At 61.4% G+C, this 15,044-nt stretch carries 17 protein-coding genes; 14 read left to right on the top strand and 3 right to left on the bottom strand.

The features are described from left to right. The first annotated feature begins 97 nt into the window (after positions 1–97). Both upp and AB9L16_RS21410 read left to right on the top strand, forming a co-directional pair. Entirely contained in the window at positions 98–736 is a 639-nt protein-coding gene (gene upp, locus AB9L16_RS21405) for a uracil phosphoribosyltransferase (protein ID WP_024014279.1), read from the top strand. Positions 737–738: 2 nt separating this feature from the next. Next, positions 739–2,013, top strand: coding sequence for a uracil-xanthine permease family protein (locus tag AB9L16_RS21410; protein ID WP_071173568.1), 1,275 nt, complete (start codon positions 739–741; stop codon positions 2,011–2,013). Positions 2,014–2,117: 104 nt separating this feature from the next. Here AB9L16_RS21410 and hemH read toward each other — a convergent pair whose 3' ends face one another. Both hemH and AB9L16_RS21420 read right to left on the bottom strand, forming a co-directional pair. Continuing rightward, positions 2,118–3,143: a ferrochelatase gene (gene hemH / locus AB9L16_RS21415; RefSeq protein ID WP_375122676.1), complete on the bottom strand. Its 1,026-nt coding sequence runs from the start codon at positions 3,141–3,143 to the stop codon at positions 2,118–2,120. A 13-nt stretch (positions 3,144–3,156) separates the two neighbouring features. Next, positions 3,157–4,059: a TIGR01777 family oxidoreductase gene (locus tag AB9L16_RS21420; RefSeq protein WP_056790263.1), complete on the bottom strand. Its 903-nt coding sequence runs from the start codon at positions 4,057–4,059 to the stop codon at positions 3,157–3,159. 197 nt (positions 4,060–4,256) lie between these two features. Here AB9L16_RS21420 and AB9L16_RS21425 point away from each other — a divergent pair, with 197 nt between their 5' ends. The 12 genes from AB9L16_RS21425 to AB9L16_RS21480 all read left to right on the top strand — a co-directional run bounded on the left by AB9L16_RS21425 (position 4,257) and on the right by AB9L16_RS21480 (position 14,379). Further along, entirely contained in the window at positions 4,257–5,243 is a 987-nt protein-coding gene (locus AB9L16_RS21425) for an NAD(P)/FAD-dependent oxidoreductase (RefSeq protein WP_375122677.1), read from the top strand. Then, positions 5,240–5,455 (top strand): TIGR02450 family Trp-rich protein, encoded by a 216-nt coding sequence (locus AB9L16_RS21430; RefSeq protein WP_076564097.1) that lies wholly within the window; start codon positions 5,240–5,242, stop codon positions 5,453–5,455. Before AB9L16_RS21425 ends, AB9L16_RS21430 begins: the two co-directional genes overlap by 4 nt. A gap of 214 nt (positions 5,456–5,669) precedes the next feature. Then, complete coding sequence (locus tag AB9L16_RS21435; RefSeq protein WP_041479992.1) at positions 5,670–6,632, top strand: DUF523 and DUF1722 domain-containing protein; 963 nt, start codon at positions 5,670–5,672, stop codon at positions 6,630–6,632. Then, entirely contained in the window at positions 6,632–7,573 is a 942-nt protein-coding gene (locus tag AB9L16_RS21440; protein ID WP_056790272.1) for a MerR family transcriptional regulator, read from the top strand. The genes AB9L16_RS21435 and AB9L16_RS21440 overlap by 1 nt, the downstream gene beginning before the upstream one ends. Positions 7,574–7,589: 16 nt before the next feature. Beyond that, positions 7,590–9,035, top strand: a complete 1,446-nt coding sequence (phrB, locus tag AB9L16_RS21445; protein WP_375122678.1) for a deoxyribodipyrimidine photo-lyase — start codon at positions 7,590–7,592, stop codon at positions 9,033–9,035. After that, positions 9,028–9,450, top strand: a complete 423-nt coding sequence (locus AB9L16_RS21450) for a nuclear transport factor 2 family protein (RefSeq protein WP_071173575.1) — start codon at positions 9,028–9,030, stop codon at positions 9,448–9,450. The genes phrB and AB9L16_RS21450 overlap by 8 nt, the downstream gene beginning before the upstream one ends. Then, the gene (locus AB9L16_RS21455) at positions 9,447–10,229 is read left to right on the top strand and encodes an SDR family oxidoreductase (protein WP_041479996.1); all 783 of its coding nucleotides are present in this window, start codon (positions 9,447–9,449) and stop codon (positions 10,227–10,229) included. The genes AB9L16_RS21450 and AB9L16_RS21455 overlap by 4 nt, the downstream gene beginning before the upstream one ends. Further along, entirely contained in the window at positions 10,226–11,473 is a 1,248-nt protein-coding gene (locus AB9L16_RS21460) for an NAD(P)/FAD-dependent oxidoreductase (RefSeq protein ID WP_095181658.1), read from the top strand. The genes AB9L16_RS21455 and AB9L16_RS21460 overlap by 4 nt, the downstream gene beginning before the upstream one ends. Continuing rightward, positions 11,470–12,285: a DUF1365 domain-containing protein gene (locus AB9L16_RS21465; RefSeq protein WP_375122679.1), complete on the top strand. Its 816-nt coding sequence runs from the start codon at positions 11,470–11,472 to the stop codon at positions 12,283–12,285. The genes AB9L16_RS21460 and AB9L16_RS21465 overlap by 4 nt, the downstream gene beginning before the upstream one ends. Next, positions 12,272–13,537, top strand: coding sequence for a cyclopropane-fatty-acyl-phospholipid synthase family protein (locus AB9L16_RS21470; protein ID WP_236168897.1), 1,266 nt, complete (start codon positions 12,272–12,274; stop codon positions 13,535–13,537). The genes AB9L16_RS21465 and AB9L16_RS21470 overlap by 14 nt, the downstream gene beginning before the upstream one ends. Beyond that, positions 13,530–14,021, top strand: coding sequence for a DUF2878 domain-containing protein (locus AB9L16_RS21475; RefSeq protein WP_151551149.1), 492 nt, complete (start codon positions 13,530–13,532; stop codon positions 14,019–14,021). Before AB9L16_RS21470 ends, AB9L16_RS21475 begins: the two co-directional genes overlap by 8 nt. Positions 14,022–14,073: 52 nt before the next feature. After that, positions 14,074–14,379: a YkgJ family cysteine cluster protein gene (locus AB9L16_RS21480; RefSeq protein WP_024014290.1), complete on the top strand. Its 306-nt coding sequence runs from the start codon at positions 14,074–14,076 to the stop codon at positions 14,377–14,379. 133 nt (positions 14,380–14,512) lie between these two features. Here the strand turns inward: AB9L16_RS21480 and AB9L16_RS21485 are convergent, their stop codons facing one another. Continuing rightward, entirely contained in the window at positions 14,513–15,031 is a 519-nt protein-coding gene (locus AB9L16_RS21485; RefSeq protein WP_041480001.1) for an acyloxyacyl hydrolase, read from the bottom strand. Between the last annotated feature and the right edge of the window lie 13 nt (positions 15,032–15,044).

Below are 15,044 nucleotides of genomic sequence, written 5' to 3' on the forward strand. Positions count from 1 at the left end.
AGCTCTTATGGACTAACGTACAGAATGTCCTATAGGACATCACCCTCGGATAGATTAATCTAGGCCGGTTTTTTTGCCCGCCGCCGGAGCCTTTCCCATGCCCATCCTCGAGATCCGCCATCCGCTGATCCGTCATAAACTCGGCCTGATGCGCCGCGCAGACATCAGCACCAAGAATTTCCGCGAGCTCGCTCAGGAAGTCGGCGCCCTGTTGACCTATGAAGCTACAAAAGATCTGCCGCTCGAATCCTACGACATTGCCGGTTGGTGCGGCACCGTGTCGGTGGAGAAAATCGCCGGCAAGAAGATCACCGTCGTGCCGATCCTGCGTGCCGGTATCGGCATGCTCGAAGGCGTGCTCAGCCTGATCCCGGGCGCCAAGGTCTCCGCTGTGGGCGTTGCCCGCAATGAAGAAACCCTGCAAGCGCACACCTATCTGGAAAAACTGGTACCGGAAATCGACGAGCGTCTGGCGATGATCATCGACCCGATGCTCGCCACCGGCAGCTCCATGGTTGCCACCATCGACCTGCTGAAAAAGGCCGGTTGCCGCGACATCCGCGCCATGGTCCTGGTGGCCGCGCCGGAAGGCATTGCTGCGGTCGAACAGGCGCACCCGGACGTGACCATCTACACCGCGTCCATCGATGAACGTTTGAACGAGCACGGCTACATCATTCCTGGGCTTGGCGACGCCGGTGACAAGATCTTCGGCACCAAGCAGAAGGACGCGTGACCATGCAGCAAGAGTTCAACGATCCGCTCTGGCGCACGGTGCTGTCCGGCGCGCAGATGCTGTTCGTGGCCTTCGGCGCCTTGGTGCTGATGCCGCTGATCACCGGCCTGGACCCCAACGTCGCACTGTTTACCGCGGGTCTGGGGACGATCCTGTTCCAGATCGTCACCGGACGTCAGGTGCCGGTGTTCCTGGCCTCGAGCTTCGCTTTCATCACGCCGATCATTCTCGCCAAGGGCCAGTTCGGCCTCGCCGCGACCATGGGCGGGGTGATGGCGGCCGGTTTCGTCTACACCTTCCTCGGCCTCGCCGTGAAGATCAAAGGCACCGGCTTCATTGACCGTTTGCTGCCGCCGGTAGTGATCGGTCCGGTGATCATCTCCATCGGCCTGGCCATGGCGCCGATTGCCGCGAACATGGCGATGGGCAAGGCCGGCGACGGCAGCGAGCTGATTCACTATCAGACGGCGATGATGATTTCCATGCCGGCGCTGCTGACCACGTTGATCGTGGCGGTGTTCGGCAAAGGCATCTTCCGTCTGGTGCCGATCATTTCCGGCGTGCTGGTGGGTTTTGCCATGTCGTTCTATTTCGGCGTGGTCGACACGGCGAAAATTGCTGCAGCGCCATGGTTCGCTCTGCCGCACTTCACCGCGCCGGAGTTCAACTGGCAGGCGATTCTGTTCATCGTTCCAGTGGCACTGGCCCCGGCGATCGAACACATCGGCGGCGTGATTGCCGTGGGTAGCGTGACCGGTCGCGACTATCTGAAGAAGCCGGGCCTGCATCGCACCCTGCTCGGTGACGGCATCGCCACCACGGCCGCCGGCCTGTTCGGTGGCCCGCCCAACACCACTTACGCCGAAGTGACCGGCGCGGTGATGCTGACCAAAAACTACAACCCGAAAATCATGACCTGGGCGGCGATCTTCGCCATCACCCTGGCGTTCATCGGCAAGTTCGGCGCGCTGCTGCAGAGCATTCCGGTGCCGGTGATGGGGGGGATTCTGTGCTTGCTGTTCGGTTCGATCGCAGCGGTGGGCATGAACACCCTGATCCGTCACAAGATCGACCTGGGCGAAGCGCGCAACCTGGTGATTGTTTCGGTGACGCTGGTGTTCGGTATCGGCGGCGTGCTGGTCGGCACCGGCACCGGTCCTGATGACTTCGGCCTCAAAGGCATCGCGCTGTGCGCGGTGGTGGCGATTGCGCTGAACCTGATCCTGCCGGGCAATGATGGCTGGAAGCAGAAGAAGGCGGATGAGCCGCTGATCTAAGGCTTTCAGATCTTCATCGCCTGACAGATAGCATTCGCGAGCAGGCTCGCTCCCACAGGTTGGAATGTATTTCCCCTGTGGGAGCGAGCCTGCTCGCGAAGTTTTTAAAGGGCCAGCGGCGCTCTTTCGCAGAGGGTCGCCAGCGCCTTGGCCCATTGCGGGTCGTCGTTCAGGCACGGCACCAGCACCAACTCCTCGCCCCCCGCTTCGCGGAACTGTTCCTTGCCGCGATCGCCGATCTCTTCCAGCGTCTCGATGCAATCGGCGACGAACGCCGGGCACATCACCAGAATCTTTTTCGTCCCGCTTTTGGCCAGTTCATCCAGCCGCGCTTCCGTGTACGGCTCGATCCATTTCGCCCGGCCCAGGCGCGACTGAAACGACACCGACCATTTGCCGTCCGCCAGCCCCATGCTTTTGGCGAAGGCGGCGGCGGTACGGAAACACTGCGCGCGATAACAGGTTGCCAATACCGCCGGCGAGGCGGTCTGGCAGCAATCGGCGCCTTTGAGACAGTGATTGCCCGTCGGATCGAGTTTGCTCAGATGGCGCTCAGGCAAACCGTGAAAGCTCAGCAGCAGATGATCGTAATCCTGCTGCAGATGCGGACGCGCGCTGGCGGCCAGTGCCTCGATGTATTCCGGCTGATCGTAGAACGGTTGCAGGATCGACAACTGCACGTCGAGTTTCTTCTCGCGCAGCACGCGGCGGGCTTCTTCGATCACCGTGGTCGTGGTGCTGTCGGCGAACTGTGGGTACAGCGGCGCCAGAGTGATCTTCTTATGTCCCGCTTTGACCAGACGCAGCAGACAGGTTTCGATCGACGGCTCGCCATAACGCATCGCCAGATCCACCGGGCCGTGTTTCCACGTCCGGGTCATCTGCTCCTGCAAGCGGCGGCTGAGCACCACCAGCGGCGAACCCTCTTCCCACCAGATCGAGGCATAGGCGTGTGCCGATTGCTCGGGACGCTTGATCAGGATCAGCGACACCAGCAGCCGCCGCAGCGGCCATGGCAGGTCGATCACGTAGGGGTCCATCAGAAATTGATTGAGATAGCTGCGCACATCGGCCACCGAGGTGGAGGCCGGAGAGCCCAGGTTGACCAGAAGCAAAGCGTGATCGGTCATGCAACGTCCTATTTCAGAGGCGGCTGGAGAGATCATCCAGAGCCGCGCGTAAATCCGTAAAGCGGAAGCTGAACCCCGCTTCCACCAGGCGTGCCGGCGTCGCACGCTGGCCGCCGAGCAATAACAGTGACAGCTCGCCGAGCATGACTTTCAGCGCCAGGGTCGGCATCGGCATGAACGCCGGGCGGTGCAACACACTGCCCAGGGTCTTGGCAAATTCGCGGTTGCGCACAGGTTTCGGCGCGCAGGCATTATAAGGACCGCTCGCCTGATTCCGGTGCAGAAGAAAATCAATCAGGGCGATTTGATCGTCGATGTGAATCCACGGCATCCACTGCCGACCATTGCCCAAAGGCCCGCCCAGCCCGAGCTTGAACGGCAGCAACAGCCGCGACAAAAAGCCGCCCTCAGCCGACAGCACCAGACCGGTTCGCACCAGTACCACGCGGATGCCGAGGTTTTCGGCGCGCAGGGCGGTTTCTTCCCAGGCGATGCACAACTGACTGGCGAAGTCGTCGATGCCCGGCGGTGATTCTTCAGTCAACTCGCGTTCGCCACCGTCGCCGTACCAGCCGATCGCCGAGCCGGAAATCAGCAGCGACGGTTTCTGCGCGCGAGTTTCCAGCCACGCCAGCAGCGTTTCCGTCAGGGTGATGCGGCTGCTCCACAGCAACGCCTTGCGACGATGGGTCCAGGGGCGGTCGGCAATCGGCGCGCCGGCGAGATTGACGATCGCATCCAGCGGCTCTTCGCCGAGGTCCTCCAGACGCGAAATTCCGCGCACCTGCGCGCCGCAGATCTGCGCGACTTTTTCCGCGCGGCGACTCCACACCGTCAGCCGATGGCCCTGCTCCAGCCAGTGCCGGCAGAGCTGACGTCCGATCAAACCAGTACCGCCGGTCAGCAATATGTGCATGACATCTTCCTCGCGTGGCGTTTAACCCGGATCACTAGTCTATTTTTATAGGCAGGGATCTTTTCGATCGGGCAGGCTCTATGGTTTAACAATAGGCCAAGCTGTCAGAACGAGAACGCTAGAAGTTATACCAAAAAACAGAATTGTACAGGTTTCATCGACGGCGTAGTCTGTACAGAAAGGTAAACGAGGCCCCTATGACTGTACCTATCGCAATCATCGGCACCGGCATCGCCGGGCTCTCCGCCGCTCAGGCTCTGACAGAGACCGGGCATACCGTCCAACTGTTCGATAAAAGCCGCGGCAGCGGCGGGCGCATGTCGAGCAAGCGTAGCGACGCCGGCTCGCTGGACTTGGGCGCTCAATACTTCACCGCGCGCGACCGGCGCTTCGTCACCGAAGTGCAGCGCTGGCAGAGCCGGGGCTGGGCCGCTGAGTGGACGCCGCAGCTGTACACCTTCCAGGGCGGCCAACTGAACATGTCGCCGGACGAGCAGACCCGCTGGGTCGGCACGCCGCGCATGAGCGCCATCACCCGTGGCCTGCTCGATGGCCTGGACGTGCAGTTTGCCTGCCGCATCACCGAGGTCTATCGCGGCGAAGAACACTGGCATCTGCAGGACGCCGACGGCTGCACCCACGGCCCCTTCAGCCATGTGGTGATCGCCACACCGGCACCGCAAGCCACCGCGCTGCTGGCCGCCGCACCGAAACTTGCCGGCGTCGCTGCCGGGGTGAAAATGGAGCCGACCTGGGCCGTCGCCCTCGCATTTGAAACCCCGCTGGATACGCCGATCGAAGGCTGCTTCGTACAGGACAGCCCGCTCGACTGGCTGGCGCGCAACCGCAGCAAACCCGGGCGCGACAGCACTCTCGACACTTGGGTGCTGCATGCAACCAGCGCCTGGAGCCGGCAACACATCGACCTCTCCAAGGAAGCAGTAATCGAACATCTGCACGGTGCGTTCGCCGAACTGCTGCACAGCGCCATGCCTGCGCCGACCTTCAGCCTCGCCCACCGCTGGCTCTACGCCCGCCCCGCTATCGGCCACGAGTGGACCACGCTGGCCGACGCCGACCTGGGCTTGTACGCCTGCGGCGACTGGTGCCTGTCGGGCCGCGTTGAAGGCGCTTGGCTGAGCGGTCAGGAGGCTGCACGTCGCTTGCACGAACACCTGCAATGAATCGCATCAATCCGCGCAAATTGCTGCTGTCGAAGTGGACAGCAGCCCACCCGCAAAATCGCGAAAAACATTTTCTGGTCACCGAACTGATCCGCGACGAGGAAGGTACGGTGCTGGAAGTTGAATTGCAGGCGGTGCTGACCCAGCGTAGCGAGCGACTGGATTGGCAGGTGCTGAAAGACAGCGAGCACTGGTTACTGGGCTGGAAATAGATTTCCCTTGTGAGAGCGAGCCTGCTCGCGAAAGCGCTGTATCGGATACGAAATCACTGACTGACCCACCGCTTTCGCGAGCAGGCTCGCTCCCACAGATTCAGCGCTGTAGAAAAATCTTATACAAATCATTTGACTTGTACATCCATCGATCTATGCTGAGGAAAAGTTGTACAGAGATAACTCTCTGTACAGGTATAGATTCGAGGTGCTCATGTCTACTGCTTCCCTGTCCAAGCCGAAGATCGCCATCAGCGCCTGCCTGTTGGGCGAAGAAGTGCGCTACAACGGTGGGCACAAGGAATCGCGGCTGTGCAGCCGTACCCTTACCGAATATTTCGATTTCGTCCCGCTGTGCCCGGAAGTTGCTATCGGCATGGGCATTCCCCGTGAGCCGATCCGGCTGGTCGGCGACCCTGAACAACCCGAGGCAGTCGGCACCGTTGACCGGACCATCAACGTCACCAGGCCGCTGGCCGAGTACGGCGAGAAAATGGCCGCCGAGTTGCAGGACCTGTCCGGCTACATCTTCATGCAACAGTCGCCCTCCTGCGGGCTGGAACGGGTCAAGGTCTATCACGACAACGGCGCGCCAGTGAACGGTGGCGGACGCGGGATCTATGCGCAGGCATTCTGTGCACAGCATCCGGATCTGCCGGTGGAAGAAGCCGGACGCCTCAACGATCCGGTGCTGCGGGAAAACTTCATCACCCGCGTCCTGGCCTACAGCGCCTGGCAACAAGTGCTCGCCGAGGGCCTGAGCCGCCGCGCCCTTACCGAGTTCCATTCGCGCTACAAGTACCTGCTGATGGCGCACAACCCGCTGCAATACAAAAACCTCGGCAAGATGCTCGGCAACATGGCCGACAGCGATCCCGCCGAACTCGGCCCGCGCTATTTCAGCGAGCTGATGGCCGCGCTGAAGAAATGCGCCACTCGCGGCACCCATTGCAACGTGCTGCTGCACCTCAGCGGTTATTTGAAACAATCGCTGAGCGCCGAAGACAAACAGGAAATGCAGCAGATCATCGGTCAGTACCGCCAGGGCATCGTGCCGCTCGTGGTGCCGTTGACGCTGCTCAAACACCATTTTCGACTCCATCCGGACCCGTACATCGCGCAGCAGGTTTACCTGCAGCCGCATCCGGAAAACCTCAGTCTGCGAAACGCGATCTAATGAACGATAAAACCGACAGCAGCGCCCAGGAAGACCTCGGCGCCGACTTCAAGAAAGCCCTCGACGAGGGCTGGTTGCCGATTCGCGAAGTCGCGCGGCAGACGGGCGTCAACGCCATCACCCTGCGCGCGTGGGAACGTCGCTACGGCCTGGTGGTGCCCCAGCGCACGCCCAAGGGCCATCGACTGTATAGCGCTGAACATGTGCAGCGAATCATGGCCATCCTCACCTGGCTCAACCGTGGCGTTGCGGTCAGCCAGGTCAAGCCACTGCTCGATGCGCCGCAGGCCTTCACGGAAACCGTGGAAAACGATTGGCAGCGTCTGCATCAGACGTTGCTGTCGGCGGTCACCTCGCTCAATGAGCGCGCGCTGGATGACAGCGTCAATCAGGCCATCGCCTTGTATCCGCCACGGACGTTGTGCGAGCAATTGCTGATGCCGCTGCTGGCCGAGCTCGAACAGCGCTGGCAGGGCCAGTTCGGTGCGCAGATGGAACGGACGTTTTTCTTTTCCTGGTTGCGCAGCAAATTCGGCGCACGCATCTACCATAACAACCGTCAGCTGCATTCGGCGCCGCTGTTGTTGATCAATCATTCCGACCTGCCGCTGGAGCCACATCTGTGGCTGTGCGCATGGCTGATCAGCAGTGCCGATTGCCCGGTGCAAGTGTTCGACTGGCCACTGCCGGCCGGTGAACTGGCGCTGACCGTCGAGCATCTGCAAGCCCGTGGCGTGCTGCTGTATTCGAGCAAAGCCATGCAACTGGCGCAGTTGCCCAAGCTGTTGGCAAACGTCAATTGCCCGACCTTGATTGCTGGCCCCACGGTGCACATTCACCACACCGAGTTGTCCGCACGCACCGCCCAGACTGCCGACCTGTTCCTGGCTGAAGATCCGCTTGCCGCACACCAGGCGCTGCTCGAGCGCGGATTGATTTGATGATGGGTTTAATCACATGCAACTGATCTGGCTGCGCAGCGACTTGCGCCAACGTGACAACACAGCCCTCGCGGCCGCCGCAGCTCGCGGCCCGACCGTGGCGGTGTATCTGTTGAGTCCGCAGCAATGGCTGGCGCACGACGATGCGCCGTGCAAAGTGGATTTCTGGCTGCGCAATTTGCGCGAACTGAGCCAGAGCCTCGGCGCGCTGAACATCCCGTTGTTGATTCGCAGCGCACCGCACTGGGATCAGGCACCGGCGGAGCTGCTCAAACTCTGCCGGCATTTGAAGATCGAGGCGGTGCACGTCAACGAGGAATACGGCGTTCACGAAAGCCGCCGTGATGAAGCCGTGGCCGAAACGTTGCGAGCCGAAGGCATCGAATTCCACAGTTACCTGGATCAGTTGCTGTTCAAACCCGGCACAGTGCTGACCAAGACCGGCACCTACTTCCAGGTGTTCAGTCAGTTTCGCAAAGTCTGCTACGAACGCCTGCATCGCTCGATGCCGGCACTGGTCAAGGCACCCGGCAAGCAGGCCGCGCTTGATATCGCCAGCGATGCAATTCCGGAGGCGGTAAAAGGCTTCGCCACGCCGAGAGAATCCCTGCGCGCCCTGTGGCCGGCCGGCGAGCATGAGGCGCAGCGCCGCCTCGACACCTTCACCGACGCGCAGATCGACTACTACCGCAGCGAACGCGACTTCCCGGCCAAACCTGGCACCAGCCAATTGTCGGCGTATCTCGCCGCCGGCGTGATCTCGCCACGCCAGTGCCTGCACGCTGCACTGCAAAGCAATCAGGGCGAGTTCGAAAGCGGCAAGGTCGGCGCAGTGACCTGGATCAACGAGCTGCTGTGGCGCGAGTTCTATAAACACATTCTGGTCGGCTACCCACGTGTCTCGCGGCATCGCGCCTTCCGCCCGGAAACCGAGGCGCTGGCCTGGCGCGATGCGCCGGAAGAACTCAAGGCCTGGCAGGAGGCACGCACCGGGCTGCCGATCATCGACGCGGCGATGCGTCAACTGCTGGAAACCGGCTGGATGCACAATCGCCTGCGCATGGTCGTGGCGATGTTCCTGACGAAAAACCTGCTGATCGACTGGCGCGAGGGCGAACGCTTTTTCATGCGCCACCTGATCGACGGCGACCTGGCGGCCAACAACGGTGGCTGGCAATGGAGCTCATCGACCGGCACCGACTCAGCGCCGTACTTCCGTATTTTCAACCCGCTGAGCCAGTCGGAAAAATTCGATGCCGAAGGCGTGTTCATCAAGCGCTGGTTGCCGGAACTGGCCGGGCTCAACAAGAAGGAAGTGCACAATCCGGCGGCAGCCGGAGGACTGTTCGGCGTGGCCGGTTATCCGGCGCCGATCGTCAACCTCAGCACTTCACGCGAGCGTGCGCTGACGGCGTTCAAGAACCTGCCGTCGCGCCAGCCTGTGGGCGGCAGCGATGAGTGAATTCCTGCGCAGCTTCGCCCGCGAGTTTTGCGGGTTGAACAAAGACAACCTGCATCGCCTCGGCGAGCTGTACAGCGACGACATTCATTTCACCGATCCGCTGCACGAAGTTCAGGGCCTGGCACAACTGCGGGATTACTTCAGTGAGCTGTACGCCAACGTCAGCGATCTGCGTTTCGATTTTCATGGTTTCGACCAGATCCGCGAAGGTGAGGGTTACCTGCGCTGGGTCATGAGTTATCGCCATCCGCGCCTGGCCAACGGTCGGGAAATCAGGGTCGGTGGCTGCTCGCACCTGCTCTGGCGCGACAAGGTTTATCGCCATCGGGATTATTTCGATGCCGGGGCGCTGCTGTATGAACACTTGCCAATATTGGGCCGGGTGATTGCCTGGCTGAAAAGGAGAATGGGATGAGTCGTACACCTCCACGGCGGTATTGGTTGACCGGCGCCAGCAGTGGCATCGGTGCAGCCTTGTGTGAGGACATTCTGAAAAGCGGCGCACACCTGGCGGTCAGCTCGCGCTCGGCCGCGCCGCTCAAGGTCTTGTCCCAGCGTTATCCGGGCCAGGTGCTGGTGGTGCCCGGCGATCTGACCAACAGTCAGACCGTGCGCGAAATCGGTGAGCAGATCACCGAGGCCTGGGGTTCGCTGGACAGCGTGATTCTCAACGCCGGCACCTGTGAATATGTCGACGCGCGCCAGTTCGATTCGTCGATCATCGAGCACGTGGTGCGCACCAATCTGCTCGCCAGCAGCTATTGCATCGAAGCCGCCCTGCCGCTGTTGCGCAAAGGCACCGCGCCGCATCTGGTCGGCATGGCCAGCTCGGTGACTTACCTGCCGCTGCCACGGGCCGAAGCCTATGGCGCATCGAAGGCCGGGCTGCGTTACCTGTTCGAATCGCTGCGCATCGATCTGGCGGATGAAGGTATTGAAGTCACCATCATCAGCCCGGGTTTTGTCGAAACGCCGCTGACCGAGAGGAACGATTTCCCGATGCCGCTGAGCTGGCCCGCAGATAAAGCGGCGCGGCACATCTTCGCCAAACTCAAGGACCGTCCGCTGGAAATTGCCTTCCCGGGGCTGTTCATGGCCGCGCTGTGGCCGCTGTCCAAGCTGCCCGCCCGCGCGCAACTGGCGATCGGCAAACGCATGGTGCGCAAGAACCCTCCGCAGCGGGACCCGATATGAAAATCGCCGTAATTGGCAGCGGTATCGCCGGGCTCACCTGCGCCTACCTGCTGAACCGCCGCCACGACATCACCGTGTTCGAAGCGAGTGACTGGGTCGGCGGCCACACCCACACCGTACCGGTCAGCGTGGCTGGGCAATCGTTCGCCATCGACACCGGTTTCATCGTGTTTAACGACTGGACCTACCCGAACTTCATTCGCTTGCTCAACCAGCTCGGCGTGGCGTTCAAGCCGACCGAAATGAGCTTTTCGGTAACCGACCCGGACACTGGCGTGGAGTACAACGGCAACAACCTCAACAGCCTGTTCGCCCAGCGCAGCAATCTGTTGTCGCCCGGGTTCTGGGGGATGCTGCGCGACATTCTGCGCTTCAACAAAGAAGCCCAGCGCGACCTGGTGGAACTGCGCATCGCCGCCGATACCACGCTCGATGATTACCTCAAGGCCGGCGGCTACGGCGAGCGCTTCATCCTGCACTACATCGTGCCGATGGGCGCGGCGATCTGGTCGATGCCAATGGCGGAAATGCTCAATTTCCCGCTGCAATTCTTCCTGCGTTTTTTCAAGAATCATGGCCTGTTGTCGGTCAGTGATCGGCCGCAGTGGCAGGTCATCGAAGGCGGTTCCAGTGCCTACGTCGCGCCGCTGACCGCTTCGTTCAGCGACAGGATTCGCCTGACCTGCCCGGTCAGCCGCGTCGAGCGCAATCAGCATGGTGTGGTTATCCACAGCCCGGCCGGCCTCGAACATTTCGACAAGGTGGTGTTCGCCTGTCACAGCGATCAGGCCCTGAGGCTGTTGGCCAACCCGAGCGACGCCGAGCGTTCGATTCTCGGTGCCCTGCTCTACGCCGACAACGACGTCGTGCTGCACACCGACACGCGCCTGCTGCCTACGCGCAAACTGGCCTGGGCCAGCTGGAACTATCGCCTCGGCGGCGCCGGCCATACCCGCGCGGCGGTCACCTACAACATGAACATCCTGCAGGGCATCGAGAGCGACACCACGTTCTGCGTCAGCCTCAACCAGACTGCCGGCATCAGCCCCGATAAAGTGCTGGCCCGCTATACCTACGCTCACCCGCAATACACCCTCGCCGCAGCGGCCGCGCAAAACCGCTGGGGCGAACTCGACGGCGAGCAGCACACGCATTATTGCGGCGCCTACTGGGCCAACGGCTTTCATGAAGATGGCGTGGTCAGCGGGCTGCGCGTAGCCGCCGCGTTCGGTGAAACCCTGTGAACAGCGCCCTCTACAGCGGCGTCATCGGCCACCGACGTTTTGCGCCGCGCCGCCACGAATTCCGCTACCGCATCGGTTTGCTCTACCTCGACCTGAGCGAACAGGACGCCGTGCTGGCCTTGTCGCCGCTGGCGGGGCGCAGTCGTTTCGCGCCGTTCTCGTTTCGCGAAACCGATTACCTCAAAGCCTTCACCGGCAAGGGCATACGCCTGATCGACGCGGTGCGCCAGCAGGTCGGTGCAGCCATCGGTCATGAACCACAAGGCGCGGTATGCCTGCTGACCCAGCCGCGCAGTTGGGGGCTGTCGTTCAATCCGGTGAGCTTCTTCTACTGCCATGAAGCCGACGGACAACTGGCGGCGATCGTTTGTGAAGTCACCAATACGCCATGGCGCGAGCGTTTTCATTACGTGTTGCCGGCGCAGACGCCGACCAGTCTGGTGGATTTCCACCAACATTTTGCTGTAGCCAAGGCGTTTCACGTTTCACCGTTTCTGCCCCGCGACCTCGAATACCGCATGAGCTTCAGCCCGGCTGCGCAAAGCCTTGGCGTGCACATGGCCGATTGGCAGGGCAACGAGAAACTGTTCGACGCCACACTGAATCTGCGCCGCGAACCGCTCGATCGTCGCAGCCTGCATCGCTATCTGCGGCGCTTCCCGTGGATGACCGCAAAAACCGCTTTGGCGATTTATTGGCAAGCACTGCGACTGCTGCTCAAGCGCGCGCCGATCTTCCCTCACCAGGCTGCCGACGGCAGCTTTAAAACCGCCACTGTGCCTCCGAAGGAGCCGCACCATGAAATCCTCTAGCCTGCCGCTCGGTCGCTTCAGCACCAACGGTTTGACCGGCTCGCTGCTGCGCCGTGGCGTGTTGCGCCAATTGGCCCAGCTCAAACACGGACAATTGATGGTCGTCGAGGATGGCGAACAAATGCTTTTCGGCACTCCGGGCAGCGCCCTGCTCGGCGAAGTCCATGTACTCGACCCGGCCCTGTGGGGCATGGTCGCCAGTAGCGGCTCGATCGGCGCCGGCGAAGCATTCATCCACGGCTATTGGAGTTCGCCGGACCTGACTGCTGTGGTGCGCGTGTTCGTCAGCAATCTCGATGTACTCGACGCCATGGAAGGTGGCCTGGCGCGTCTGGGCCGGCCCTTCGTACAAGGGCTGCACTGGCTCAATCGCAACACGCGCAAGGGTTCGCAGAAAAACATCGCCGCGCACTACGACCTCGGCAATGAACTGTTCGAACAGTTTCTCGACCCGACCATGATGTATTCCGCCGCCCAGTTCCTTTCGCCGAGCGACACCCTGGAACAGGCGCAACTGAACAAACTCGAGCGCATCTGCCAGAAACTCGCGCTCAAACCCAGCGACCACCTGCTGGAAATCGGCACCGGTTGGGGCAGCATGGCCCTTTACGCAGCGCAGCATTACGGTTGCCGCGTGACCACTACGACGCTGTCGAAAGAGCAGTTCGCGTTCACTGCCAAGCGCATCGAACAACTGGGCTTGCAGGATCGCGTCACCCTGCTGCTCAAGGACTACCGCGACCTCAGCGGCGAGTACGACAAACTGGTGTCGATCGAGATGATCGAAGCGGTCGGCCATCGGTTCCTGCCGACCTACTTTAAACAATGCGCGCAGTTGCTCAAAAGCAACGGCCTGATGCTGCTCCAGGCGATCACCATTCGCGAACAACGCTACGAACAGGCCAAGCGCAGCGTCGACTTCATCCAGCGCTACATCTTCCCCGGCGGCGCCCTGCCCTCGGTGCACAAGATGCTCGATGTGGTCGGCCGCGAAACCGACATGAACCTGCTGCACATGGAAGATTTCGGCCTGCATTACGCCAAGACACTGCGCCTGTGGCACGAGAACTTTCGCCTCGCCCATGGTCGCCTGAGCGAGCTGGGCTACGACGATTATTTCCTGCGTTTGTGGGAGTTTTACCTGTGCTATTGCGAGGGCGGGTTCCTCGAACGCACCATCGGCACCGCGCAATTGCTGCTGGCCAAACCGGCGGCGATGACCGCGCCGCTGCTCGGACGCTTCGATGCGTGAGCGAATCGCCAATGCCGTGCTGTTTCAGCTCGGCTGGCTGGCCTGCGTGCTCGGCGGCAACAGTTTATGGCTGTTGCTGGCACTGGCGGCGCTGGTGATTCATCTGCGCTGGATCAGCAGTTGGGCGGCAGAAGGTCGTTTGATACTGTGCGTGGTGATTGTCGGCACGGCGGTGGACAGTGTTCTGCGTTACCTCGACGTGTTCCGCTTTGCAGACGCGTCACCGCTGATTCCGTTGTGGCTGATGCTGCTATGGGCACTGCTCGCCACCACGTTGCGCCACTGCCTGGCCTGGAGCGCGCGGCCATGGTGGCTGGCCAGCGCACTTGGCGCGGTGGGCGGGGCGTTGTCGTACTACGGTGGCGGACGCCTGGCCGGCGTACATTTCCCTTACGGCGAAGTGTCGACGCTGATCGTTATCGGGCTGCTCTGGGCAGGGCTGTTCCCGCTGTTGCACTTGATGGCACGGCGTCTGGCGCCGTGAGCGTCCGTCAGCGCTTTCACACCCACCGCGATCACTGCCTTACACTGCCACGATGAAAACCATCCCTCACACACAAATCGCCGAACCGGCGGTCACCTGCTCGACCTGTGCGGCGTGCTGCTGCCAGCTCGAAGTGATGCTGATCACCGACACCGGCGTGCCTGATCGCTTTATCGATACCGATGAATGGGGCGGCGAAGTGATGCTGCGTCTGGACGACGGCTGGTGCGCGGCACTGGATCGCGACAGCATGATGTGCACGATCTATGAACGACGCCCGCTGATTTGCCGCGAGTTTGAAATGGGCGCGCCGGAGTGCATCGAAGAGCGCCGGGGAATTGCTACAGCCTACCGCTGATTTCTTTGACGGCGCAGAAACAACTGTGGGAGCGAGCCTGCTCGCGAAGGCGGTGTGTCAGCCACCATTTGAATTGGCTGACACTCTGCTTTCGCGAGCAGGCTCGCTCCCACGTTGGTTCCGCGTAGGCGGATTACAGCGGCATTGTGTAATGCAGCGCGTAGCTTTCTACACCATCGTTGTCGCTGGACAGGCCGGCGTTGGAGTAGTGCGTGGCGCGGATTCCGACTTCGTGGCCGCCGTTGAAACGCAGGCCGACACCGATGCGGTCTTCAAACTGGAAGGAGCCGCCCAGGTTGTTGCTTTCGTATTCGGTGTTGGAGAAGAACGCCACGCCGATACCCGCTTCCACGTATGGCTTGACCGACTGGCCGGCAAACTCGTAAACGAATACAGGTGAGAACGACAGGCTGTTGTTGCTGGAAGTCTTGTCACCTTCCCAGTACGTGTAGGCACCGCTCCAGTAGCCGGTCAGGCGACCCACGTCGCTCTGCAGCCAGCTCTTGTCCCAGTCGAAATTCATGCCTAAGCGATACGTCATTGTCGAATCGCTGGTACCGCCGACGGCGAATTCAACGCCAGCGGCTTGTGCAGTAATGCTTTGCCCCATCAGTGCGGCCGCAATCGCGGCCAAGCAGAATAGTCGCTTCACTTTGAAACTTCCT

The organism is Pseudomonas sp. LW8 (genome assembly GCF_041956865.1).
GTDB lineage: Bacteria > Pseudomonadota > Gammaproteobacteria > Pseudomonadales > Pseudomonadaceae > Aquipseudomonas > Aquipseudomonas siliginis.

Excerpts from the sequence above, each read along its gene's own strand:
- AB9L16_RS21430 (WP_076564097.1), top strand. The coding sequence starts at position 5,240 with ATGAATCGCATCAATCCGCGCAAATTGCTGCTGTCGAAGTGGACAGCA.
- AB9L16_RS21410 (WP_071173568.1), top strand. The coding sequence starts at position 739 with ATGCAGCAAGAGTTCAACGATCCGCTCTGGCGCACGGTGCTGTCCGGC.
- AB9L16_RS21480 (WP_024014290.1), top strand. The coding sequence starts at position 14,074 with ATGAAAACCATCCCTCACACACAAATCGCCGAACCGGCGGTCACCTGC.
- AB9L16_RS21450 (WP_071173575.1), top strand. The coding sequence starts at position 9,028 with ATGAGTGAATTCCTGCGCAGCTTCGCCCGCGAGTTTTGCGGGTTGAAC.
- AB9L16_RS21440 (WP_056790272.1), top strand. The coding sequence starts at position 6,632 with ATGAACGATAAAACCGACAGCAGCGCCCAGGAAGACCTCGGCGCCGAC.
- hemH (WP_375122676.1), bottom strand. The coding sequence starts at position 3,143 with ATGACCGATCACGCTTTGCTTCTGGTCAACCTGGGCTCTCCGGCCTCC.
- AB9L16_RS21435 (WP_041479992.1), top strand. The coding sequence starts at position 5,670 with ATGTCTACTGCTTCCCTGTCCAAGCCGAAGATCGCCATCAGCGCCTGC.
- upp (WP_024014279.1), top strand. The coding sequence starts at position 98 with ATGCCCATCCTCGAGATCCGCCATCCGCTGATCCGTCATAAACTCGGC.
- AB9L16_RS21425 (WP_375122677.1), top strand. The coding sequence starts at position 4,257 with ATGACTGTACCTATCGCAATCATCGGCACCGGCATCGCCGGGCTCTCC.
- AB9L16_RS21470 (WP_236168897.1), top strand. The coding sequence starts at position 12,272 with ATGAAATCCTCTAGCCTGCCGCTCGGTCGCTTCAGCACCAACGGTTTG.
- AB9L16_RS21455 (WP_041479996.1), top strand. The coding sequence starts at position 9,447 with ATGAGTCGTACACCTCCACGGCGGTATTGGTTGACCGGCGCCAGCAGT.
- AB9L16_RS21420 (WP_056790263.1), bottom strand. The coding sequence starts at position 4,059 with ATGCACATATTGCTGACCGGCGGTACTGGTTTGATCGGACGTCAGCTC.
- AB9L16_RS21475 (WP_151551149.1), top strand. The coding sequence starts at position 13,530 with ATGCGTGAGCGAATCGCCAATGCCGTGCTGTTTCAGCTCGGCTGGCTG.
- phrB (WP_375122678.1), top strand. The coding sequence starts at position 7,590 with ATGCAACTGATCTGGCTGCGCAGCGACTTGCGCCAACGTGACAACACA.
- AB9L16_RS21460 (WP_095181658.1), top strand. The coding sequence starts at position 10,226 with ATGAAAATCGCCGTAATTGGCAGCGGTATCGCCGGGCTCACCTGCGCC.